Consider the following 16,235-nt stretch of genomic DNA (forward strand, 5'->3'; position numbering starts at 1 on the left):
AGCCGGTTCAGTCATTTGGCCCGTCATGAGGCCCACTCATCGGCTCAGTCATCCGCCTCAGTCATCCGGCAGAGCAGCGAAGGCCGCCTTCATGTCGCGGTACCAGCCGAGCGACTGCTTCGGCCGCTTCCACCGACCCTTCATCGCGTCCCGCGCCTCCTGGTGGGTGGCGTCGCCGGCCTTCTCGGCCTCCTTGAGGTGCTTGTCCTGCGCAGCGATCACCTCGTCCGCGGTCTCGCCGCGGTGCGGCAGGTCGCAGGGGCCACCGAACTGGCGGCAGGTCATGGTCTTCATCTGACTTCCTCTCTCGTGGGGATTCTGAAGGTGTGACGACGGGGGCGGGCTGGATGTGACCGCACCTCACCTGCGGTCGGCGCCGCGACGGCGTACGACCTCGGCCAACGTCTCGGGGGCGGCGCGGAAGGTGATCTGCTCGACGCGGCCCTCGCGCAGCGTGAAGTCGAAGACGACCTTGGCCTCGCCGCGGTCGTACCAGGCCGAGGCCGGCCGGTCGCCGACGTAGACGGCCAGGGCGGCGTGGGCGGCGCCGTTGAAGAACTGCGCCACCGCGTCGCGTCCGTCGATCCGGGACGGGGTACCGGCGAGCACGGCGGCCTCGTCGGCGCGGACCACGGCGTCGGGGGCGAGCATGGCCAGCAGCCGCTCGAAGTCGCCCTCGCGGGCGGCGGCCATGAAGGCGTCGACCACCTCCCAGTCGGCCAGGGCGTCCTGGGGCGCCGGCTGCGCGACCTTGGCCCGGGCCCGCGAGGCCAGCTTGCGAGCGGCAGCCGGCGAGGTGTCGAGCACGCTGGCGATCGTCGCGAACTCGAAGCCGAAGCTGTCGTGGAGCACGAAGGCGACCCGCTCCGACGGGGTCAGCCGGTCGAGCACGACGTGCAGCGCGACCCCGACGGCGTCGGCGAGCGCGACGTGGTCGGCGGGGTCCTCGGGGTGCGACCCGGCGGTCACCTCGGCGATGCCGGACTCGTGCTCGGCCAGGTCGTCGACGAGCAACGGGCTGCGCGCCTTCAGCCGGTCGAGGCAGAGCCGTGTGGTGACGGTGGTGAGCCAGGCCGGCAGGCTGTCGATCTCGGCCTCGGTGCGCTCCAGGCGCAGCCAGGCCTGCTGGACGACGTCCTCGGCCTCGGTGCGGTCACCGAGCACCTTGGCGGCCAGCCCGGTGAGGCGCGGTCGCTCGGCCTCGAACTCGGCAGTGCGGTCCACGTTGGTCACGGTGCTCACTCTCCCATCAGCCGGCCCATCAGCCGGCCCATCAGCCGGCCCATCAGCGGGCCGTCGCTCGACGCCCTTCGGGAGGATGACGAGCCGAGGGGTCAGGATGTGACCGAGGGCTTCCGGGAGAAGACGAGGTGCGTGACACCGCTGGGCGAGGCGGTGACCTCGACGTCGTACGACGCCTCAAGGCCCTCGAGCCCGTCCCACAGCTGCGTGCCGCGGCCGAGCACGATCGGCACCTGCACCAGGTGGATGTGGTCGACCAGTCCGGCGGCGACGAAGTCGCGCACGACGGTGGCGCCGCCCCCGATGCGTACGTCCTGTCCCCCGGCCGCCTCGGTCGCCAGACGCAGCGCCTCCTGCGGGGTCGCGGTGAGGAAGTGGAAGGTCGTCGCGCCCACCGCGAGCGGCTCACGGGCGTGGTGGGTGAGCACGAAGACCGGGGTGCGGAAGGGCGGCTCCTCGCCCCACCAGCCGCGCCAGTCGGGGTCGTCCTGCCAGCCGGGCGGGCCGAACTTGTGGGCGCCCATGATCTCGGCACCGATGCCGGGGTCGTGCTGCTGGGCGAAGGCGTCGTCCATCCCGGCGGAGCCGTGGACCGGGTCCCACATCCGGGTCGCCATCATCCAGGCGTGCAGCCGCTGGCCGGCGTGGCCGAACGGGGTCTCGAACGACTGGGGCTCGCCGGAGCCGAAGCCGTCGAGCGAGATCGAGAAGTTGTGGATCCTGGTGGCCACTCGTCGTCCTGTCAGGTGTCGGGGTCGCCGGCGCCGGTCCGGCCGAAGGCGTCACCGTCCAGCAGCTCGCGGACCTCCTGGGCGGCGCGGCAGGCCACCGCGATCCGGCGGGCCCACTCGTGCGCCTCCTCCTCGGTGTCGACGTCGACGACCGTGAAGCCGGCGACGTTGGCCGAGAGCAGGGCATAGCTGGGGATGAGCGTGCCGTCGGGCTCGACGACCATCGCGTCGTAGCCCTTCAGGCCGGCACCAAGGACCCAGACGCCGGCCTCCTTGGCCGCGGCGACGACCTCGGCGGCGTCGGAGACGACGTCGCGCAGGTCCTCGGCGGGGAAGGTGATCGACTCCTCGGAGAACGTGATCAGGTACCGCGTCACGCGCCGCTCCTTCCCCGTCGTCGGTCCGACCTGTCTACACCCGGTGGCGCGTCAGGGGAAGGCCGATTCAGGGGATCCGCTCGACGACTGCGGCCACGCCCATCCCGCCACCGGCGGCGATGGCGGCCAGGCCGTGCCGGCCCTGGCCGCGGGTGACGAGCTGCGTGAAGAGGCGGACCATCAGCACCGCGCCGGAGGCACCCCACGGGTGGCCGAGCGCCAGCGCCCCGCCCTCGCGGCAGACCCGGTCGGGGTCGAGCTCCAGCTCGTCGCAGCAGGCCAGGACCTGGCCGGCGAACGCCTCGTTGAGCTCAATGACATCCACCTGGTCGAGCGTCAGTCCGGCGCGCTGGAGCGCCAGTCGGGTCGCCGGTACGAGGCCCACGCCCGGTCGCGTCGGGCTCACCCCGCTGGTGGCGGTGGCCAGGATCCGCAGCCCCGGGACACCGAGGCGCTGCTGGGTCTCGGCAGGCACGACGGCGACGGCTGCGGCGCCGTCGCTGATGCCGCACGAGTTGCCCGCAGTCACCGTGCCACCCTCCCGGAAAGCGGGCCGCAGACGGGCGAGCCGCTCGGGGGTGAGCCCCGCTCGGGGCCGGTCGTCGCGATCGACTCCCGCGACCGTGAGCAGCTCGTCGGCGAACGCGCCGCGCTGCTGGGCGGCGACGGCCAGGGCGTGGGAGCGGGCGGCGTACGCGTCCTGGCGGGCGCGGGTGACGCCGGCCTCGGCCGCGAGGAGGTCGTTGGAGAGACCCATGTCGAGGTCGTCGGCGGCGGTCGGGGCGAAGGGGGCGCGCTCGTAGCGGACCGGCTCGGCGTCGCCGACCGGTGGCCAGAAGCGCCACGGCGCGGTGCTCGCCGACTCGACGCCACCGGCGACGACCAGTCCGGCGCCGCTGCGCACCAGCTGGGCGGAGAGGTCGATCGCGGCCAGGCCGCTGGCGCACTGCCGGTCGACGGTCAGACCGGGCACGGTGTCGGGCAGGCCCGCGGCCAGGGCGCTGACGCGGGCGACGTTGCCGCCCGGGCCGAGGCAGTTGCCGAGCACGACGTCGTGGACAGTTGCCGCGTCGAGGCCCGTACGCCGCACGGCGGCCGCGACGACCGGTCCGGCGAGCTGCTCGACGGTGAGGTCGCGCAGCGAGTGCTTGGCGGTGCCGATCGGGGTGCGGACGGCGCTGATGATGACGGGGTCGCTCATGCGTCCTCCCGCTCGGTGCTGACGTCACGGGTGAGCGCCGCTCGGTCGACCTTGCCGTGGCGGGTGAGCGGGAGCGTGGCGCGGTGCACCCAGCGACGGGGTCGTTGCGGCGGCATCAGCGCGGTGCGCGCGAGCGCCTTGAGCGGGGCCACGTCGGCGGCGTCGGTGACGACCGCGACGACCACCTCCCCCAGGTCGGGATGGGCGACGCCGGTGACGACGACGTCGCCGCGCGCCTGCGGCCGCAGGACCCGCTCGACGTCGGCGACGAGGACGGTGGCCCCCGCGGTCGTGATGCCGCCAGCGCGCCCGTGGACCTCGAGCGTACTGCCGCGTACGAGGCCCCGGTCGCCGACGGTGACCCAGCCGTCGGCGTCGCGCATGGCCACCTGGTCCGGCTCGAGGTAGCCGGCGCAGAGGTAGGGCGAGCGGACCCACAGCTCGCCGTCGCGCGCCTGCGCCTCGACGCCGGGGAAGAGCCGCAGGGTCTCGCCGTCGGCCCAAGCCACGAAGGAGAGCTCGGCGGCGCCGTAGTAGTGGCTGACCTGCGCGCCGGCGGCGTGGGCCGAGGCCAGGGTGGCGGGGTCGAGGCGGTCCCCGGCGACGACGACGCGTACGCCCGCCAGCACCGCGGGCTCGGCGAGGAGCCGCCGCAGCGCGGCAGGCGTCAGGTACGCGTGGGTCGCCTCGGTCAGCCCTGCGACCCGGGTGGCGCCCACCCAGTCGGCGTGGACGGCGGCGAAGAGGTTCATGGTCGCGGTGAGCGGCCCTGGGATCCAGACGCGGCTGGCGGCGCTGAGCCCGGTGAGGCGGGCGACGTGGTCGAAGGAGTCGACCCAGGAGTCCGTCGTCCGCAGCACGGTGCGCGGGGTCGTCGTGGTGCCCGAGGTACGCAGCGCGACCTGCTGCCCGGCGGCGTGCGCGCGGCGGAAGGCGGCGAGCGGGTCGGCGCCGGCGAGGAGGTCGACGGGGTCGTTCACGGGCGTGCGTTCCGAGGGGTCAGGCGCCCTCGACGGCCGCCTTGATCGCGGCCAGCGTGGCCGCCATCGAGTCGAGCAGCTGGGCCTGGAACTGCTCCTGCCCGCCCATGAAGCCGTCGGTGAGCTCGTGCGAGAGCTCCGAGATGCCCTCGGGGGTCTCGCGGCGCTGCGTGAGCCGCGTACGACCGTCGCCGGCGTCGGTGAGGTGGAGCGACCAGATCGCCCAGTTCTCCTTGATCCGCCAAGCCAGGTGCTCGTCCGCGTCGAAGGCGGTGATCTCGCCGTGCGTGACCCACACCAGCTCGCCGAGCTCGTTGCGGTTGGAGAACTCGGAGCCCAAGCGCGGGTGCGGGCCGTCGCCCTTGTAGCGCACGCCGGTGACGCCGGAGCTCCACTCGGGCATCCGCGACACGTCGCTGACGACGGCCCAGACGGCGGCGCGGTCGGCGTCGATCTCGACGGACTGCTCGAGCAGCGGTTGGACGTCCTGCACGGTGGCTCCCTGGGTGTCGCGGTGGTCTGTGGAGACCGTACGCCACGGGTGGCGGCGATGGGCGGCGTACCGCGGAGTGACCGGGCGACGGACGCGGGTCAGGCGTCGGGAGGTGGCTTGGCCGCGAAGTGACGCTCGAGCGCGGCCAGGACGTCCGGGTCGAGCACCGCCTCCGGGTCGGCGACCAGGTCGCGTTGGAACCGCTCGCGCGCCACCGCGTGAACCGAGCCGCCGAGGGCGAAGGGGAGGTGGCGGACGTACCAGTCGCGGAAGACCCGCGCCCCCAGCTGCTGCCAGGCCGAGGCGATCAGCCCGGGCCTCCCCCGGCGGATCCAGAAGCCGACGGCCTGGCCCAGGAGGGCGGCGACCACGAGGGCCACGACCATCACGAAGACCGTGCCCGCGACCTCGTCGCTGGCGAAGTTGTCGACGGCCGCGACCACCCCGCCCTGGTAGACGGGCACCAGCACCTCGACCTGCTCGGCGTAGGGGGCGACCTCCTCGGCGGCCTCCGCCAGCTGTTGGATCGACTCCCGGTCGGGCCTGACCTGCCACGCCTCACGGACCTGGCCGAAGGCTTCCCGTACGTCGAGGCGTTCGGCGGCGTCCCTGGCCCGGGCGACCGCGTCGGAGGTCGCCTCGATGTCACGCAGCGTGTCGCCGGCCTCCTCGACGCGCGCCTGCAGCTCGGCCTGGGGCGGAGTGTGCTGGTCGACGTAATCGATGGCGGCCTGGATCTCCTGCCGGTGGTCGATGACGTACTGCGCCTGGTGGTAGCGGTCGAGCAGGTGGGGCACGGCCGCGACCGCGTCACCTGACTTGCCGCTGACGGTCTCCGCGTCGCTCACCACCACGCTCAGGGCGGCGGCGGCGCCGTAGGCCCGGATCGTCATGTCGGCGGCCGCGCCCACGACCAGACGGCCCACCTCCAGCCGGCGGTGCAGCGGCAGCGGGTCGACCTCCCCCACGGCAGGGGTCTCCTCCGAGGGAGACGCTGGCCCACCGATGCGCACGGGGGAGGCTGCCCGGGGAGGGCGGGGGCAAACCCCAGGGAGCGCGTGGCGGTACGGTGGCGCCGGCACAACCTGCGAGGTGCCCCTCACGGGGAGAATCGGGAAGCCGGTGTGACTCCGGCACAGGGCCCGCTGCGGTGACCTCGAGTCGCCGGTCGTGCGCGACGCGCAGCCACTGGGACCACGGTCCTGGGAAGGCGACCGGTGGCGGTGACGGGAAGTCCGAAGACCGGCCTCGCTGAACAGCCGTCCGACCTGCCCGCACCCGTGGGTGGCAGCGGACGGCCCTGACTGCGGGAGCCCTTCATGACTGACCTGTACGACGCCATCTTCCGACGCCGTGACGTGCGCGCCGAGTTCACCGGCGAGCCGATCGCCGACGCCACGCTGGAGCGGATCCTCACCGCCGCGCACGCCGCGCCGAGCGTGGGCAACAGCCAACCGTGGGACTTCGTCCTCGTCCGCGGCGAGGAGACGCGGCGCCGCTTCCACGAGCACGTCGCGATCGAGCGCGAGACCTTCGCGTCGACGCTGGAGGGCGAGCGCGCCGCCACGTTCTCCCGGATCAAGGTCGAGGGGTCCTGGAGTCGACCCTCGGGGTCGTCGTGACGTACGACGCCGAGCGCGGTGGGCCGGCGGTCCTCGGCCGGCACGCGATCGCCGACGCCGGCCTCTACTCGAGCTGCCTGGCCATCCAGAACCTGTGGCTCGCCGCCACGGCGGAGGGGCTCGGGATGGGTTGGGTGTCGTTCTACCGCGAGGAGTTCCTGCAGGAGCTCCTCGGGATCCCCGCAAGCGTGCGGCCGGTGGCGTGGCTCTGCCTGGGGCCGGTCACGCAGCTGCAGGAGGTGCCCGACCTCGTACGCCACGGGTGGCGCCCGAAGCGGCCGCTCGCCGAGGCCGTGCACGTGGATCGATTTCGGGTGCGCGCCTGACGCAACCGCCGGCCCTCGGCGTGCGTCACTGTGGGCAAGGGGGCGAGGCTCGACCCTCGGAGAGGATCCGCGATGGCGCGCCGGGACGAACAGCGGTTCGTGGAGTTCGTCGACGCCCACCAGGGACGGCTGAGGCGCGCGGCCTTCCTGATCACCGGTGACTGGGCCTCGGCGGACGACGTCACGCAGGAAGCGTTGGTGCGGATGTACGTCGCGCTGCCCCGCATCGGTCAGGTCGAGAGCCTCTTCGGCTACGCGCGCCGCACCGTGGTCAACGTCGCCATCGACGCCGCTCGCCGCCGCGGGACGCGGGAGCGCTACGAGGCGAAGGAGTCCGTGCCGCCGCCGCTGACCGACGGCGCGGGCGCGTACGCCGACCGCGCGGCTGTCATGGCCGCCCTCGGTCTGCTGGCTCCCCGGCAGCGAGCGGTGGTGGTCCTGCGCTACTTCGAGGACCTCAGCGTCGACGAGACCGCCCGGGTGCTGGGCTGCTCGCCGGGCACCGTGAAGAGCCAGACCGCCCGCGGACTCGACGCCCTGCGCCGCGCGTTGGTCGAGGCTGGCTGGCACCACGAGGTGGAACTGGAAGTGAGTGAGTGATGGTCGACCTCAAGAACCTGCTGGACGACGCCAGCCGCGAGGACGCCGGGAGCACGGTCGACGCCCTCGACGTCGTGCGCGCCGGGCGTCGCCGCGTACGCCGTCGTGGCCTCCTGCGCGCCAGCGCCGCCCTTGCCCTGGTGCTCGTCGTCTCGGCCACGGCGCTCTCCGTGCGTCCGTGGGAGTCGGAGGAACCCCGCCTGCTGGAGCCGGTGCGTCCGCCGGCGCCGTCCGCGCCGCCTGCGGTCAGTGAGTTCACGCCGCCCGGCTCACTGCTGGACATCGGCGAGACCGCACGGGTCCCGGTCGAGCACGTCGAGGACGAGGGCAAGGTCGAGCTCACCGTCACCGACGTACGTCGCGGCGACACCGCCGACATGCTCGCGGAGCCCGATCTGTCCGCCAGCCTCCGCGAGCTCCTCGAGACCGGGCAGATCTGGTACGTCGACGTCACGATCAGGCACGTGTCCGGGAAGATCGGTGGGTACTACCTGGACTCTGACGTGGCGCCGGTGCTCCGCGGCGGTGGCGGGCACAACCAGGTGAGCTACCTCTTCGACTTCACGCCGTGTCCGTCGCGCGGACTCTCGAATCCGGCTGTCCCCCGGGAGGTCGTGAAGGACTGCATCGCCTTCCGGACCCCGCCCGGCACCGACGTGGTGGGGCTGCGATGGGGGCCGTTCGAGAGCGCGTACTACGTCGGGACCGAGAAGCCGGTGGTCTGGCGGTGAGGCGGGGCCGTGGGTGACATGGATCGAGATGTCAGGTGCGGTCCAGCCACCGCGGTCGTGTGACGCGAAAGAGCATGTGTGGCCCGAGCGGGTGCTCGAAGGACCCCTCGCGTACGAAGCCGAGACGATCCAGGACCGCGAGCGAGCTGTCGTTGCCGTCGCGGGCAAGAGCCACGACGGAGGGAAATGACCGGTCCTGCAGGGCGAAGTTGAGGACACACTCGCAGGCTTCGGTGGCGTAACCCCGTCCTTCGTGCCCCGGCAGCAGGGCGTAGCCGATCTCGATCTCGCTGCGCCCGCGCATCACGTGAGCCAGCTTGATGGTCCCGATGGATTGGGCGGCCAGGCGTACCACCCACCGCCCAAGACCATGAGTGCGCCACTGCTCCACGGCCTCCGCGACAAGGGGCACGATGCGCTCCGGGTCGCGGACGCCGCCCAGGTGGGCCATCACCTCCGGGTCCTGCCACAGCTCGGCGAAGAAGGGCACGTCGTCCGAGGTCACGGGCGTCAGCCGCAGTCTCGGAGTCTCCAGGGTCGTCACGGGAACAGCGTAGGTAGGCCTGCCGGCGGCAGTCAGGCGAGCACTCAGTGCGCCATGTCCACGAACCGGCTGTAGTGACCCTGGAAGGCGACGGTGATGTCGCGGGTCGCACCGTTGCGGTGCTTGGCGACGATCAGGTCGGCCTCGCCGGGGCGGGTCGACTCCTTCTCGTAGACGTCCTCGCGGTGGAGCAGGATCACCATGTCGGCGTCCTGCTCGATCGAGCCGGACTCACGCAGGTCGGACATCATCGGGCGCTTGTCGCCACGCTGCTCGGGGCCACGGTTGAGCTGCGAGAGCGCGATGATCGGGACTCGATCTCCTTCGCCAGCAGCTGATCTGGCGGGAGAACTCCGAGACCTCGAGCTGGCGGACTCCACCTTCTTGCCCGAGCTCATCAGCTGGAGGTAGTCGATGACGATGAGCTTGAGGTCGGCTTCTGCTTGAGGCGACGGGCCTTGGCCCGGATCTCCATCATCGTCATGTTGGGCGAGTCGTCGTGTACATCGGCGCAGCCGACACCTCCCCCATCTTCTTGGCCATGCATGGCTGCTCCCAGTCGTCCTCGGTCATGTTGCCGGTACGGATGTGGTTGAGCGCGACCTTCGCCTCGGCCGAGAGCAGGCGCATCACGATCTCGGCGCGCGTCATCTCCAGGCTGAAGAAGACGCTGGTCATGTTGTTGTGGATCGACGCGGCGCGGCAGAAGTCGAGGGCCAGCGTCGACTTACCCATGGCGGGTCGGGCGGCGACGATGATCATCTGGCCGGAGTGCAGACCGTTGGTCAGGTCGTCGAAGTCGGCGAAGCCGGTCGGAACGCCGTAGACGCCCTGCTCACGGTTGGCGATCGCCTCGATCTCGTCGAGGACGTCGTTCATGATGTCGCTCAGCGGGACGTAGTCCTCCGCCGCGCGCTTCTCGGTGATCTTGTAGACCTCGGCCTGCGCCTGGTCGACGACGTCGTCGACCTGACCCTCACCTGCATATCCGAGCTGCACGATCTTCGTGCCGGCCTCGACGAGGCGGCGCAGCATCGCCTTCTCGCGCACGATCTCGGCGTAGTAGCCCGCGTTGGCGGCGATCGGGACGTTGGCGGCGAGCGTGTGGAGGTACGGCGCCCCGCCGACCTTGGCGAGCTCACCGCGGCGCTGCAGCTCGGCCGCGACCGTCACCGGGTCGGCGGGCTCGCTGCGGCCGTACAGGTCGATGATCGCGTCGTGGATCTGCTCGTGGGCCGGGCGGTAGAAGTCGATGCCGCGCAGGACCTCGGAGACGTCGGCGATGGCGTCCTTGCTCAGCAGCATGGAGCCCAGCACGCTCTGCTCGGCGGCGTTGTCCTGCGGCGGCGTACGGTCGTTGGCGCCGCGCGGGGCCTCGCCCGGCTCGTACGCCGCGGGGCCGTCGCCCCAGTCCTCGAACGAGGGCTCGCCCGGGCCGAGCAGGTGCTGCTCAGAGATGCTCATCAAGTCCTCCGGACACGTGGTTCTGGTTGGTTGCGCGGGCCGCACCGAACCCGCGCTCCCACGCTAGGAGGGGGCACCGACAGCATTGGCGACCTCGCGAACGTACGCGTCCGGGAGGCCTCTCCACCACCGGCCTATCCACAGGCTCTGTGGATAACTTGGGCATGAGCGGTGCGTCATCCCCAACAAGTGCCCACGATCTGTGAGGCCGACTGTGGACAACCTTGTCCACAACTCACCAGCACCCCGTCTGACCTGCGGAAACGTCGTCCCCAGCCTGTGGAGAAAAAGAATCTCCCCACGCAGTTCTCGACATGTGAACAGAAGCACAAAATTGTCGACAAGCCGCTGAAACGCTTTCGTCGAGTGTGATATCCCAAGCCTGTCCACAGGGTCTGGGGATGAGCTTGTACCCGATATTTCGGCTCTGACCTGCGGTTTTACCTGACAGTAGGTCGTGACGTGGGTCACACGACAGACCTGCCTAGACTCGATGACTGTGCACCAGACCGATCGGCAGATCTTCCGACTTGCCATTCCGGCGTTCTTCGCCCTGGTGGCCGAACCCCTCTTCCTCCTCACCGACACCGCCATCGTGGGCCGTCTCGGCACCCCCGAGCTGGCCGGTGTCGGCATCGCGGCCGTCGTCATGCAGACCGCTGTCGGCCTCTGCGTCTTCCTCGCCTACGGCACCACCGCCGGGGTCTCCCGCCACCTCGGCGCCGGGGACGCACGCCGCGCGCTGGCCCTGGGTGCCGACGGGATCTGGCTCGCCGTCGGGCTAGGCGTCCTGCTCACCACCGTCCTGCTGACGGTCACCGGTCCACTCGTCGATGCCTTCGGCGTGGGGGAGGCGGTGGCCGGCCACGCGCAGGACTACCTGGTCGTCGCCCTGCTCGGGGTCACGCCGCTGCTGGTCATGCTGGCGGCCACCGGCGTGCTGCGCGGGCTGCAGGACACGCGTACGCCGTTGTGGGTGGCGGTCGGCGGCAACGCCGTCAACGTCGTCCTCAACCTCGTCCTGGTCTTCGGCTACGGCCCGTTCCCCGCGCTCGGCGTCGCTGGCTCCGCACTCGGCTCGGTGATCGCCCAGGTGCTCAGCGCCGCCGTGCTCGTCGCCGTCGTGGTGCGAGCCGCGCGCGCCGAGGGCGCCTCGCTGGCGCCTGACCTGCCCGGCATCCGCGACGCAGGACGGGCCAGCGTGCCGCTGGTCGTGCGTACGCTCGCCCTGCGCGCCGCCCTCGTCGTGGGCGCGTGGGCGGTCGCCAGCAGTGGCGACCCGGAGGGCGAGGCGGTCGCCGCCCACCAGGTGGCGTTCACGATCTGGACCTTCCTCGTCTTCGCGCTCGACGCGATCGCGATCGCCGCGCAGACCCTCACCGGGCACGCCCTCGGGCGGGCGACCGGGACCGGACCCGCGAGCTGACGCGGCGGATGATCCGGTGGGGGTGGGCCTCCGGTGTCGTCGCCGGCCTCGTCCTGGCCGCGAGCAGCCCGTGGCTGGGCCCCCTCTTCAGCCAGGACCCGGCCGTGCACGAGCTCCTCGTGCCGATCCTGCTCGTGGCAGCACTCAGCCAGCCCATGGCCGGCGTGGTCTTCGTGCTCGACGGGGTGCTGATCGGCGCCGGTGACGGACGGTTCCTCGCGTGGGCCGGGGTGTGGACGCTGGTGGCCTACGTGCCGCCGGTGCTCGCGGTGCCGCTGCTCGTCACCCAGGCGCAGTCACTGCTGTGGATCTGGATCCTCTTCAGCGGCCTCTTCATGGGGGTGCGGTGCGCCGTGCTGCTGCACCGCGCCCGCGGGGAGCGGTGGATGGTGCTCGGGGCCTCCTGACCCCGGGACGCACGAAGGCCCGCCCACCCCGAAGGGTGGACGGGCCTTCGCCGTCAGACGCAGAGGTCAGGCGGAGATCACGTTGAGCGCGACCTGGGCGGTCACGTCGTCGTGCAGCTTGACCGACACCGTGTGGGAGCCGAGCGACTTGATCGGGTTGCCGAGGACGAGCGTGCGCTTGTCGACGGACTCGCCAGCGGCCTCGGAGAGGGCGTCGGCAATGTCGTTGGCGGTGACGGCGCCGAACAGGCGACCACCCTCACCAGCGCGCACCTTGAGCGCCACGGCGGCACCCTCGAGCTTGCCCTTGATCTCCTCGGCGTGAGCCTGGTCGCGGACGGCGCGGGACTTGCGGGCAGCCTTGATGGCCTCCACAGTCTTCTCGCCACCCTTCGTCCAGCGAATGCCCTCGCCGCGCGGGATGAGGTAGTTGCGGCCGTAGCCGTCCTTCACCTCGACGATGTCACCGGGGCCACCGAGGCCGGTCACTTCCTGGGTCAGGATGAGCTTCATGTTCCTGGCTCCCTTCAGCGTCCGGTCGAGGTGTACGGCAGGAGAGCGACCTCGCGGGCGTTCTTCACAGCCATGGCCACGTCGCGCTGGTGCTGGACGCAGTTTCCGGTCACGCGACGCGCACGGATCTTGCCGCGGTCGGAGATGAACTTACGGAGGAGGGTGGTGTCCTTGTAGTCGACACCGGTCGCCTTCTCCTTGCAGAACTGGCAAACCTTCTTCTTGGGCTTGCGAATCACTGCCTTGGCCATTGTGGTGCTTCCTTTCTAGAAGCCCGACCGTGAGGTCGGAATGGTTGAGGTGTATTCGGATGGGTTGACGGATCTCGTCGTCAGGGAGCCGATCCAGCGATCAGAACGGGGGCTCCTCCGAGCCCACGCCCGGCGCGCCCCACGGGTCGGGCTGAGCGCCGCCCTGCTGGCCGCCGCCGTAGCCGCCGCCCTGGGGAGCCTGCGGGGCCGCCGGAGCGCCCCACGGGTCGTCAGCCTGCTGGCCGCCGCCGAAGCCGCCGCCACCCCTGCTGACCGCCGCCGAAGCCGCCACGGTTGCCGCCGCCGCCTCCGCCGAAGCCACCGCCCCCGCCGCCGGAAGCACGCGTCACCTTGGCGGTGGCGTACTTCAGCGAGGGACCGATCTCCTCGACCTCGAGCTCGACGACCGTGCGCTTCTCGCCTTCACGGGTCTCGTACTGGCGCTGCTTGAGCCGTCCCTGCACCACGACCCGCATGCCCTTCTGGAGCGACTCGGCAACGTTCTCGGCTGCCTGGCGCCAGATCGAGCAGGAGAGGAACAGCGCGTCGCCGTCCTTCCACTCGTTGGTCTGCCGGTCGAAGGTCCGCGGCGTGGAAGCGATCCGGAAGTTCGCCACGGGTGCACCCGAGGGGGTGAAGCGCAGCTCCGGGTCGTCGACCAGGTTGCCGACCACGGTGATGACGGTCTCGCCTGCCATTCAAGGTCTCCCTTGGTTAGATCCATCAGTTGGTGTTGCGGGGTTGAATCCGCCACTGCTTGCCAGTGACATCGTTGCCGACGTCACCGACAGTTACGCGAAGTTGTGCACAGGCTCAGCGGTTGCCGGGCTTGATGACCTTCGTGCGCAGGATGGACTCGTTGAGGGTCAGCTGGCGGTCGAACTCCTTGACCGTGGCCGGCTCGGCCTCGATCGAGATGACTGCGTAGATGCCTTCGGCGTTCTTCTTGATCTCGTACGCGAGACGACGGCGTCCCCAGACGTCGACCTTCTCGACGGTGCCACCGTCGGTGCGGATGACGTTGAGGTACTTGTCGAGCGAAGGCTCGATCGTGCGCTCTTCGAGACTGGGGTCGAGGATGACCATCACTTCATACTTACGCAAAGCGGTCTCCACCTCCTCTGGACTCAGGCGGCCACGGACTTTCCGTGGCAGGAGGGCTTGCGTGCGCGACGCCGATCCACTGGACGGACCGGGTCACGGCTCCCGGCACGTCCTCCTACTGAGAAGGGCACACCAAGAACTGCAGCAGGCTACCAGCGGCGCGTAGCTCCCGGGGAATCCGCGCACAGGGGCTCCGCCGCTCCCGTCGGGCCGCCTCCGAGCCTGTGGAGAACGGCGACGGGCACCGCTCCCGGATCGCTACGTTGCCGTGGCATGAGAGCTCCGCGCGCCACCCTCCCGCCGGGCCGCACCGGGCGGCGTACGGTCGCCGGCCGCTGGTGCCTGCTCGACCAGGTCGGCGCCGGAGCCACGGCCTCCGTCTGGCGCGCGCGGGACCTGCACACCGGTGGCCTGGTCGCGGTGAAGGTGCTCGGCGCGCACACGGGAGCCCTGATGGCGCGCTTCTTTCGTGAGCAGGAAATCCGGTTGCGCCACCCGCACCTGCTCACCGCGACGGGATGGGCCGCCGAGGAGGACGTGGTGCTGCTGACCACGGACCTGGTCACCGGCGGCACGGTGCGGGCGCTGCTCGCCGAGCACGGTCCGTTGCCCGAGCCGGTCGTGGCGCGCATCCTCCAGCAGACCCTGCGGGCGCTGGCCGTGGTGCACGCCGCCGGGCTGGTGCACCGCGACGTGAAGCCGGGCAACCTGTTGCTCGAGGGTCGCGACGACGGCGGAATCCACGTCCGTCTGGGTGACTTCGGCGTCGCCCTGGACCCGTCGGCGCCGCGGCTCACCGTGGCGGGGCCGGTCGGCACCGAGGGCTACCTGCCTCCCGACGCCACGCTGACGCCTGACCTGCGCCACGACCTGTACGCCGTGGGCGTGCTGGGGCTGCACCTGCTCACGGCCCGGAGGCCGCACCCGGGTGGCCCCACCGACCCTGGCTCGCCCTGGCCGCCGACGCGGCTGCGCGCCTTGCTCGAGCGGCTCGTCGCGCCCCGTGCCGACGACAGGCCCGACTCGGCCGGCCACGCCCTGGCGCTGCTGGAGTCGCTGGCGATCGAGGCGCCGCAGGGCGCCTGGGTGCGCGACTGCCTGGGCCCGGCCCCGGACGAGGTCGCGGCCCTGGCCCACCGGGTGCACGAGCGCCGCGTACGCCTGACCTCCGCCGCCGTCCTGCTCGCGTCGGGCGCGGTGATCGGCGGCTGCGCCACCTTCCTCCGCGTCCTCCTGGGCTGAGCTGTCGGCGCCCACCCCTACGCTGGAACGCATGACGAACCTCGCCATCGGTGCCCACGTCGCCTCCGACGACCCCGTCCAGCACGCCCGGGCGCGGGGCATGTCGGTCGTCCAGATGTTCCTCGGCGACCCGCAGAGCTACAAGGGCCCGGTCATCGACCACGCCGGCGGCGCCGAGGGCCTCAAGGCGGAGGCCGAGGAGGCAGGCGTCGACATCTACGTCCACGCCCCCTACGTCATCAACGTGGCCACCACCAACAACCGCATCCGCATCCCCAGTCGCAAGCTCCTGCAGCAGCACGTCAGTGCGGCGGCATCGATCGGGGCCAAGGGTTTGATCGTCCACGGCGGTCACGTCAACAAGGCCGACGACCCCGAGAAGGGGTTCGACAACTGGCGCAAGGCGATCGAGGCGACCGACCTCGCCGTGCCCGTGCTCATCGAGAACACGGCCGGCGGTGACAACGCCATGGCCCGCTACCTCGACCGGATCGCCCGCGTCTTCGACGCGATCGGCAGTGCCGAGGGGGCCGACCAGGTCGGCTTCTGCCTCGACACCTGCCACGCCCACGCGGGTGGCAATGCGCTGGAGACCGTCGTCGAGCAGGTCCGCGCCATCACCGGGCGGATCGACCTCGTGCACTGCAACGACTCCCGCGACGCGTTCGACTCCGGAGCCGACCGCCACGCCAACCTGGGCCAGGGCCAGATCGACCCCGAGCTGCTCGCCGCCGTGATCCGCGACGCCGGCGCGCCGGTCATCCTGGAGACCCCGGGCGGGGCCGAGGACCACAAGGCCGACGCGAGCTGGCTGGCCGCGCGCATCTGATTCTTTTCGGCTGGTCGCCGGTTCCACGTGGAACAAATCGCGTGGTTCCGCGTCATGGGTCGCATTTCCATCCGTCTCACCCACGAACACCTCGGGTCGAGGAGTGGCGGACCTGCCCCGCGGGGGCGGGCAGGTTCGCCCCCATGCCGCCG

General features: G+C 71.5%; 20 protein-coding genes, 2 pseudogenes and 1 riboswitch. Of the genes and pseudogenes, 7 read left to right on the forward strand and 15 right to left on the reverse strand.

Translation table 11 applies throughout. From position 1 onward, the window contains the following. Positions 1–57: 57 nt before the first annotated feature. The 8 genes from E2C04_RS17225 to E2C04_RS17930 all read right to left on the reverse strand — a co-directional run bounded on the left by E2C04_RS17225 (position 58) and on the right by E2C04_RS17930 (position 5,992). The gene (locus tag E2C04_RS17225; protein WP_135833546.1) at positions 58–294 is read right to left on the reverse strand and encodes a hypothetical protein; all 237 of its coding nucleotides are present in this window, start codon (positions 292–294) and stop codon (positions 58–60) included. A 66-nt stretch (positions 295–360) separates the two neighbouring features. Beyond that, complete coding sequence (locus E2C04_RS17230) at positions 361–1,224, reverse strand: sigma-70 family RNA polymerase sigma factor (protein ID WP_135833855.1); 864 nt, start codon at positions 1,222–1,224, stop codon at positions 361–363. Positions 1,225–1,334: 110 nt separating this feature from the next. Beyond that, entirely contained in the window at positions 1,335–1,973 is a 639-nt protein-coding gene (locus E2C04_RS17235; RefSeq protein WP_202977828.1) for a dihydrofolate reductase family protein, read from the reverse strand. Between the two features lie 11 nt (positions 1,974–1,984). After that, a complete protein-coding gene (locus E2C04_RS17240; RefSeq protein ID WP_135833547.1) occupies positions 1,985–2,350 on the reverse strand; it encodes a YciI family protein in 366 nt (121 codons plus the stop codon). 67 nt (positions 2,351–2,417) lie between these two features. Beyond that, positions 2,418–3,551 carry a thiolase family protein gene (locus E2C04_RS17245; protein ID WP_135833548.1) on the reverse strand — a complete coding sequence of 378 codons (1,134 nt, stop codon included), beginning with the start codon at positions 3,549–3,551 and terminating at the stop codon, positions 2,418–2,420. Beyond that, complete coding sequence (locus tag E2C04_RS17250; RefSeq protein WP_135833549.1) at positions 3,548–4,531, reverse strand: AMP-binding protein; 984 nt, start codon at positions 4,529–4,531, stop codon at positions 3,548–3,550. The genes E2C04_RS17245 and E2C04_RS17250 overlap by 4 nt, the downstream gene beginning before the upstream one ends. A gap of 19 nt (positions 4,532–4,550) precedes the next feature. Then, positions 4,551–5,024, reverse strand: coding sequence for an SRPBCC family protein (locus E2C04_RS17925; RefSeq protein WP_158630750.1), 474 nt, complete (start codon positions 5,022–5,024; stop codon positions 4,551–4,553). A 98-nt stretch (positions 5,025–5,122) separates the two neighbouring features. Further along, a complete protein-coding gene (locus E2C04_RS17930) occupies positions 5,123–5,992 on the reverse strand; it encodes a hypothetical protein (protein ID WP_158630751.1) in 870 nt (289 codons plus the stop codon). Between the two features lie 110 nt (positions 5,993–6,102). Continuing rightward, positions 6,103–6,289: riboswitch (cobalamin riboswitch) on the forward strand. Between the two features lie 54 nt (positions 6,290–6,343). Here E2C04_RS17930 and E2C04_RS20440 point away from each other — a divergent pair. From E2C04_RS20440 to E2C04_RS17270, 4 genes are all read left to right on the forward strand, one after another. After that, a complete protein-coding gene (locus E2C04_RS20440) occupies positions 6,344–6,646 on the forward strand; it encodes a nitroreductase family protein (RefSeq protein ID WP_238694362.1) in 303 nt (100 codons plus the stop codon). Further along, a complete protein-coding gene (locus E2C04_RS20445; RefSeq protein WP_238694363.1) occupies positions 6,643–6,972 on the forward strand; it encodes a nitroreductase family protein in 330 nt (109 codons plus the stop codon). Before E2C04_RS20440 ends, E2C04_RS20445 begins: the two co-directional genes overlap by 4 nt. Before the next feature lie 72 nt (positions 6,973–7,044). Next, a complete protein-coding gene (locus tag E2C04_RS17265; protein WP_135833550.1) occupies positions 7,045–7,572 on the forward strand; it encodes a SigE family RNA polymerase sigma factor in 528 nt (175 codons plus the stop codon). Next, the gene (locus tag E2C04_RS17270) at positions 7,572–8,303 is read left to right on the forward strand and encodes a hypothetical protein (protein WP_135833551.1); all 732 of its coding nucleotides are present in this window, start codon (positions 7,572–7,574) and stop codon (positions 8,301–8,303) included. The genes E2C04_RS17265 and E2C04_RS17270 overlap by 1 nt, the downstream gene beginning before the upstream one ends. Positions 8,304–8,334: 31 nt before the next feature. Here the strand turns inward: E2C04_RS17270 and E2C04_RS17275 are convergent, their stop codons facing one another. The 3 genes from E2C04_RS17275 to E2C04_RS21180 form a co-directional block, all read right to left on the reverse strand. Further along, entirely contained in the window at positions 8,335–8,847 is a 513-nt protein-coding gene (locus E2C04_RS17275) for a GNAT family N-acetyltransferase (RefSeq protein WP_158630752.1), read from the reverse strand. A 44-nt stretch (positions 8,848–8,891) separates the two neighbouring features. After that, positions 8,892–9,245, reverse strand: a complete 354-nt coding sequence (locus E2C04_RS21175) for a DnaB-like helicase C-terminal domain-containing protein (RefSeq protein ID WP_275106525.1) — start codon at positions 9,243–9,245, stop codon at positions 8,892–8,894. Positions 9,246–9,327: 82 nt separating this feature from the next. After that, positions 9,328–10,311 (reverse strand): replicative DNA helicase, encoded by a 984-nt coding sequence (locus E2C04_RS21180; protein ID WP_275106526.1) that lies wholly within the window; start codon positions 10,309–10,311, stop codon positions 9,328–9,330. A gap of 493 nt (positions 10,312–10,804) precedes the next feature. Between E2C04_RS21180 and E2C04_RS17285 the strand changes: the two are divergent. Next, positions 10,805–12,144: pseudogene (locus E2C04_RS17285) on the forward strand (MATE family efflux transporter). Positions 12,145–12,210: 66 nt separating this feature from the next. Here E2C04_RS17285 and rplI read toward each other — a convergent pair. From rplI to rpsF, 4 genes and pseudogenes are all read right to left on the reverse strand, one after another. After that, entirely contained in the window at positions 12,211–12,657 is a 447-nt protein-coding gene (gene rplI, locus E2C04_RS17290; protein WP_135833553.1) for a 50S ribosomal protein L9, read from the reverse strand. A gap of 14 nt (positions 12,658–12,671) precedes the next feature. Then, positions 12,672–12,908 carry a 30S ribosomal protein S18 gene (gene rpsR / locus E2C04_RS17295; protein WP_101525917.1) on the reverse strand — a complete coding sequence of 79 codons (237 nt, stop codon included), beginning with the start codon at positions 12,906–12,908 and terminating at the stop codon, positions 12,672–12,674. 100 nt (positions 12,909–13,008) lie between these two features. Next, positions 13,009–13,606: pseudogene (locus E2C04_RS17300) on the reverse strand (single-stranded DNA-binding protein). A gap of 115 nt (positions 13,607–13,721) precedes the next feature. After that, on the reverse strand, positions 13,722–14,012 hold the full coding sequence (gene rpsF / locus E2C04_RS17305) for a 30S ribosomal protein S6 (RefSeq protein ID WP_135833554.1): 291 nt from the start codon (positions 14,010–14,012) through the stop codon (positions 13,722–13,724). Between the two features lie 273 nt (positions 14,013–14,285). On the opposite strand from rpsF, the gene E2C04_RS17310 reads away from it, so the two are divergent. Then, on the forward strand, positions 14,286–15,254 hold the full coding sequence (locus E2C04_RS17310; RefSeq protein WP_135833555.1) for a serine/threonine-protein kinase: 969 nt from the start codon (positions 14,286–14,288) through the stop codon (positions 15,252–15,254). A 31-nt stretch (positions 15,255–15,285) separates the two neighbouring features. Further along, positions 15,286–16,083 carry a deoxyribonuclease IV gene (locus tag E2C04_RS17315; protein ID WP_135833556.1) on the forward strand — a complete coding sequence of 266 codons (798 nt, stop codon included), beginning with the start codon at positions 15,286–15,288 and terminating at the stop codon, positions 16,081–16,083. The last annotated feature ends 152 nt before the right edge of the window (positions 16,084–16,235 follow it).

Source organism: Nocardioides daphniae, assembly GCF_004777465.1.
GTDB classification, from domain to species: domain Bacteria; phylum Actinomycetota; class Actinomycetes; order Propionibacteriales; family Nocardioidaceae; genus Nocardioides; species Nocardioides daphniae.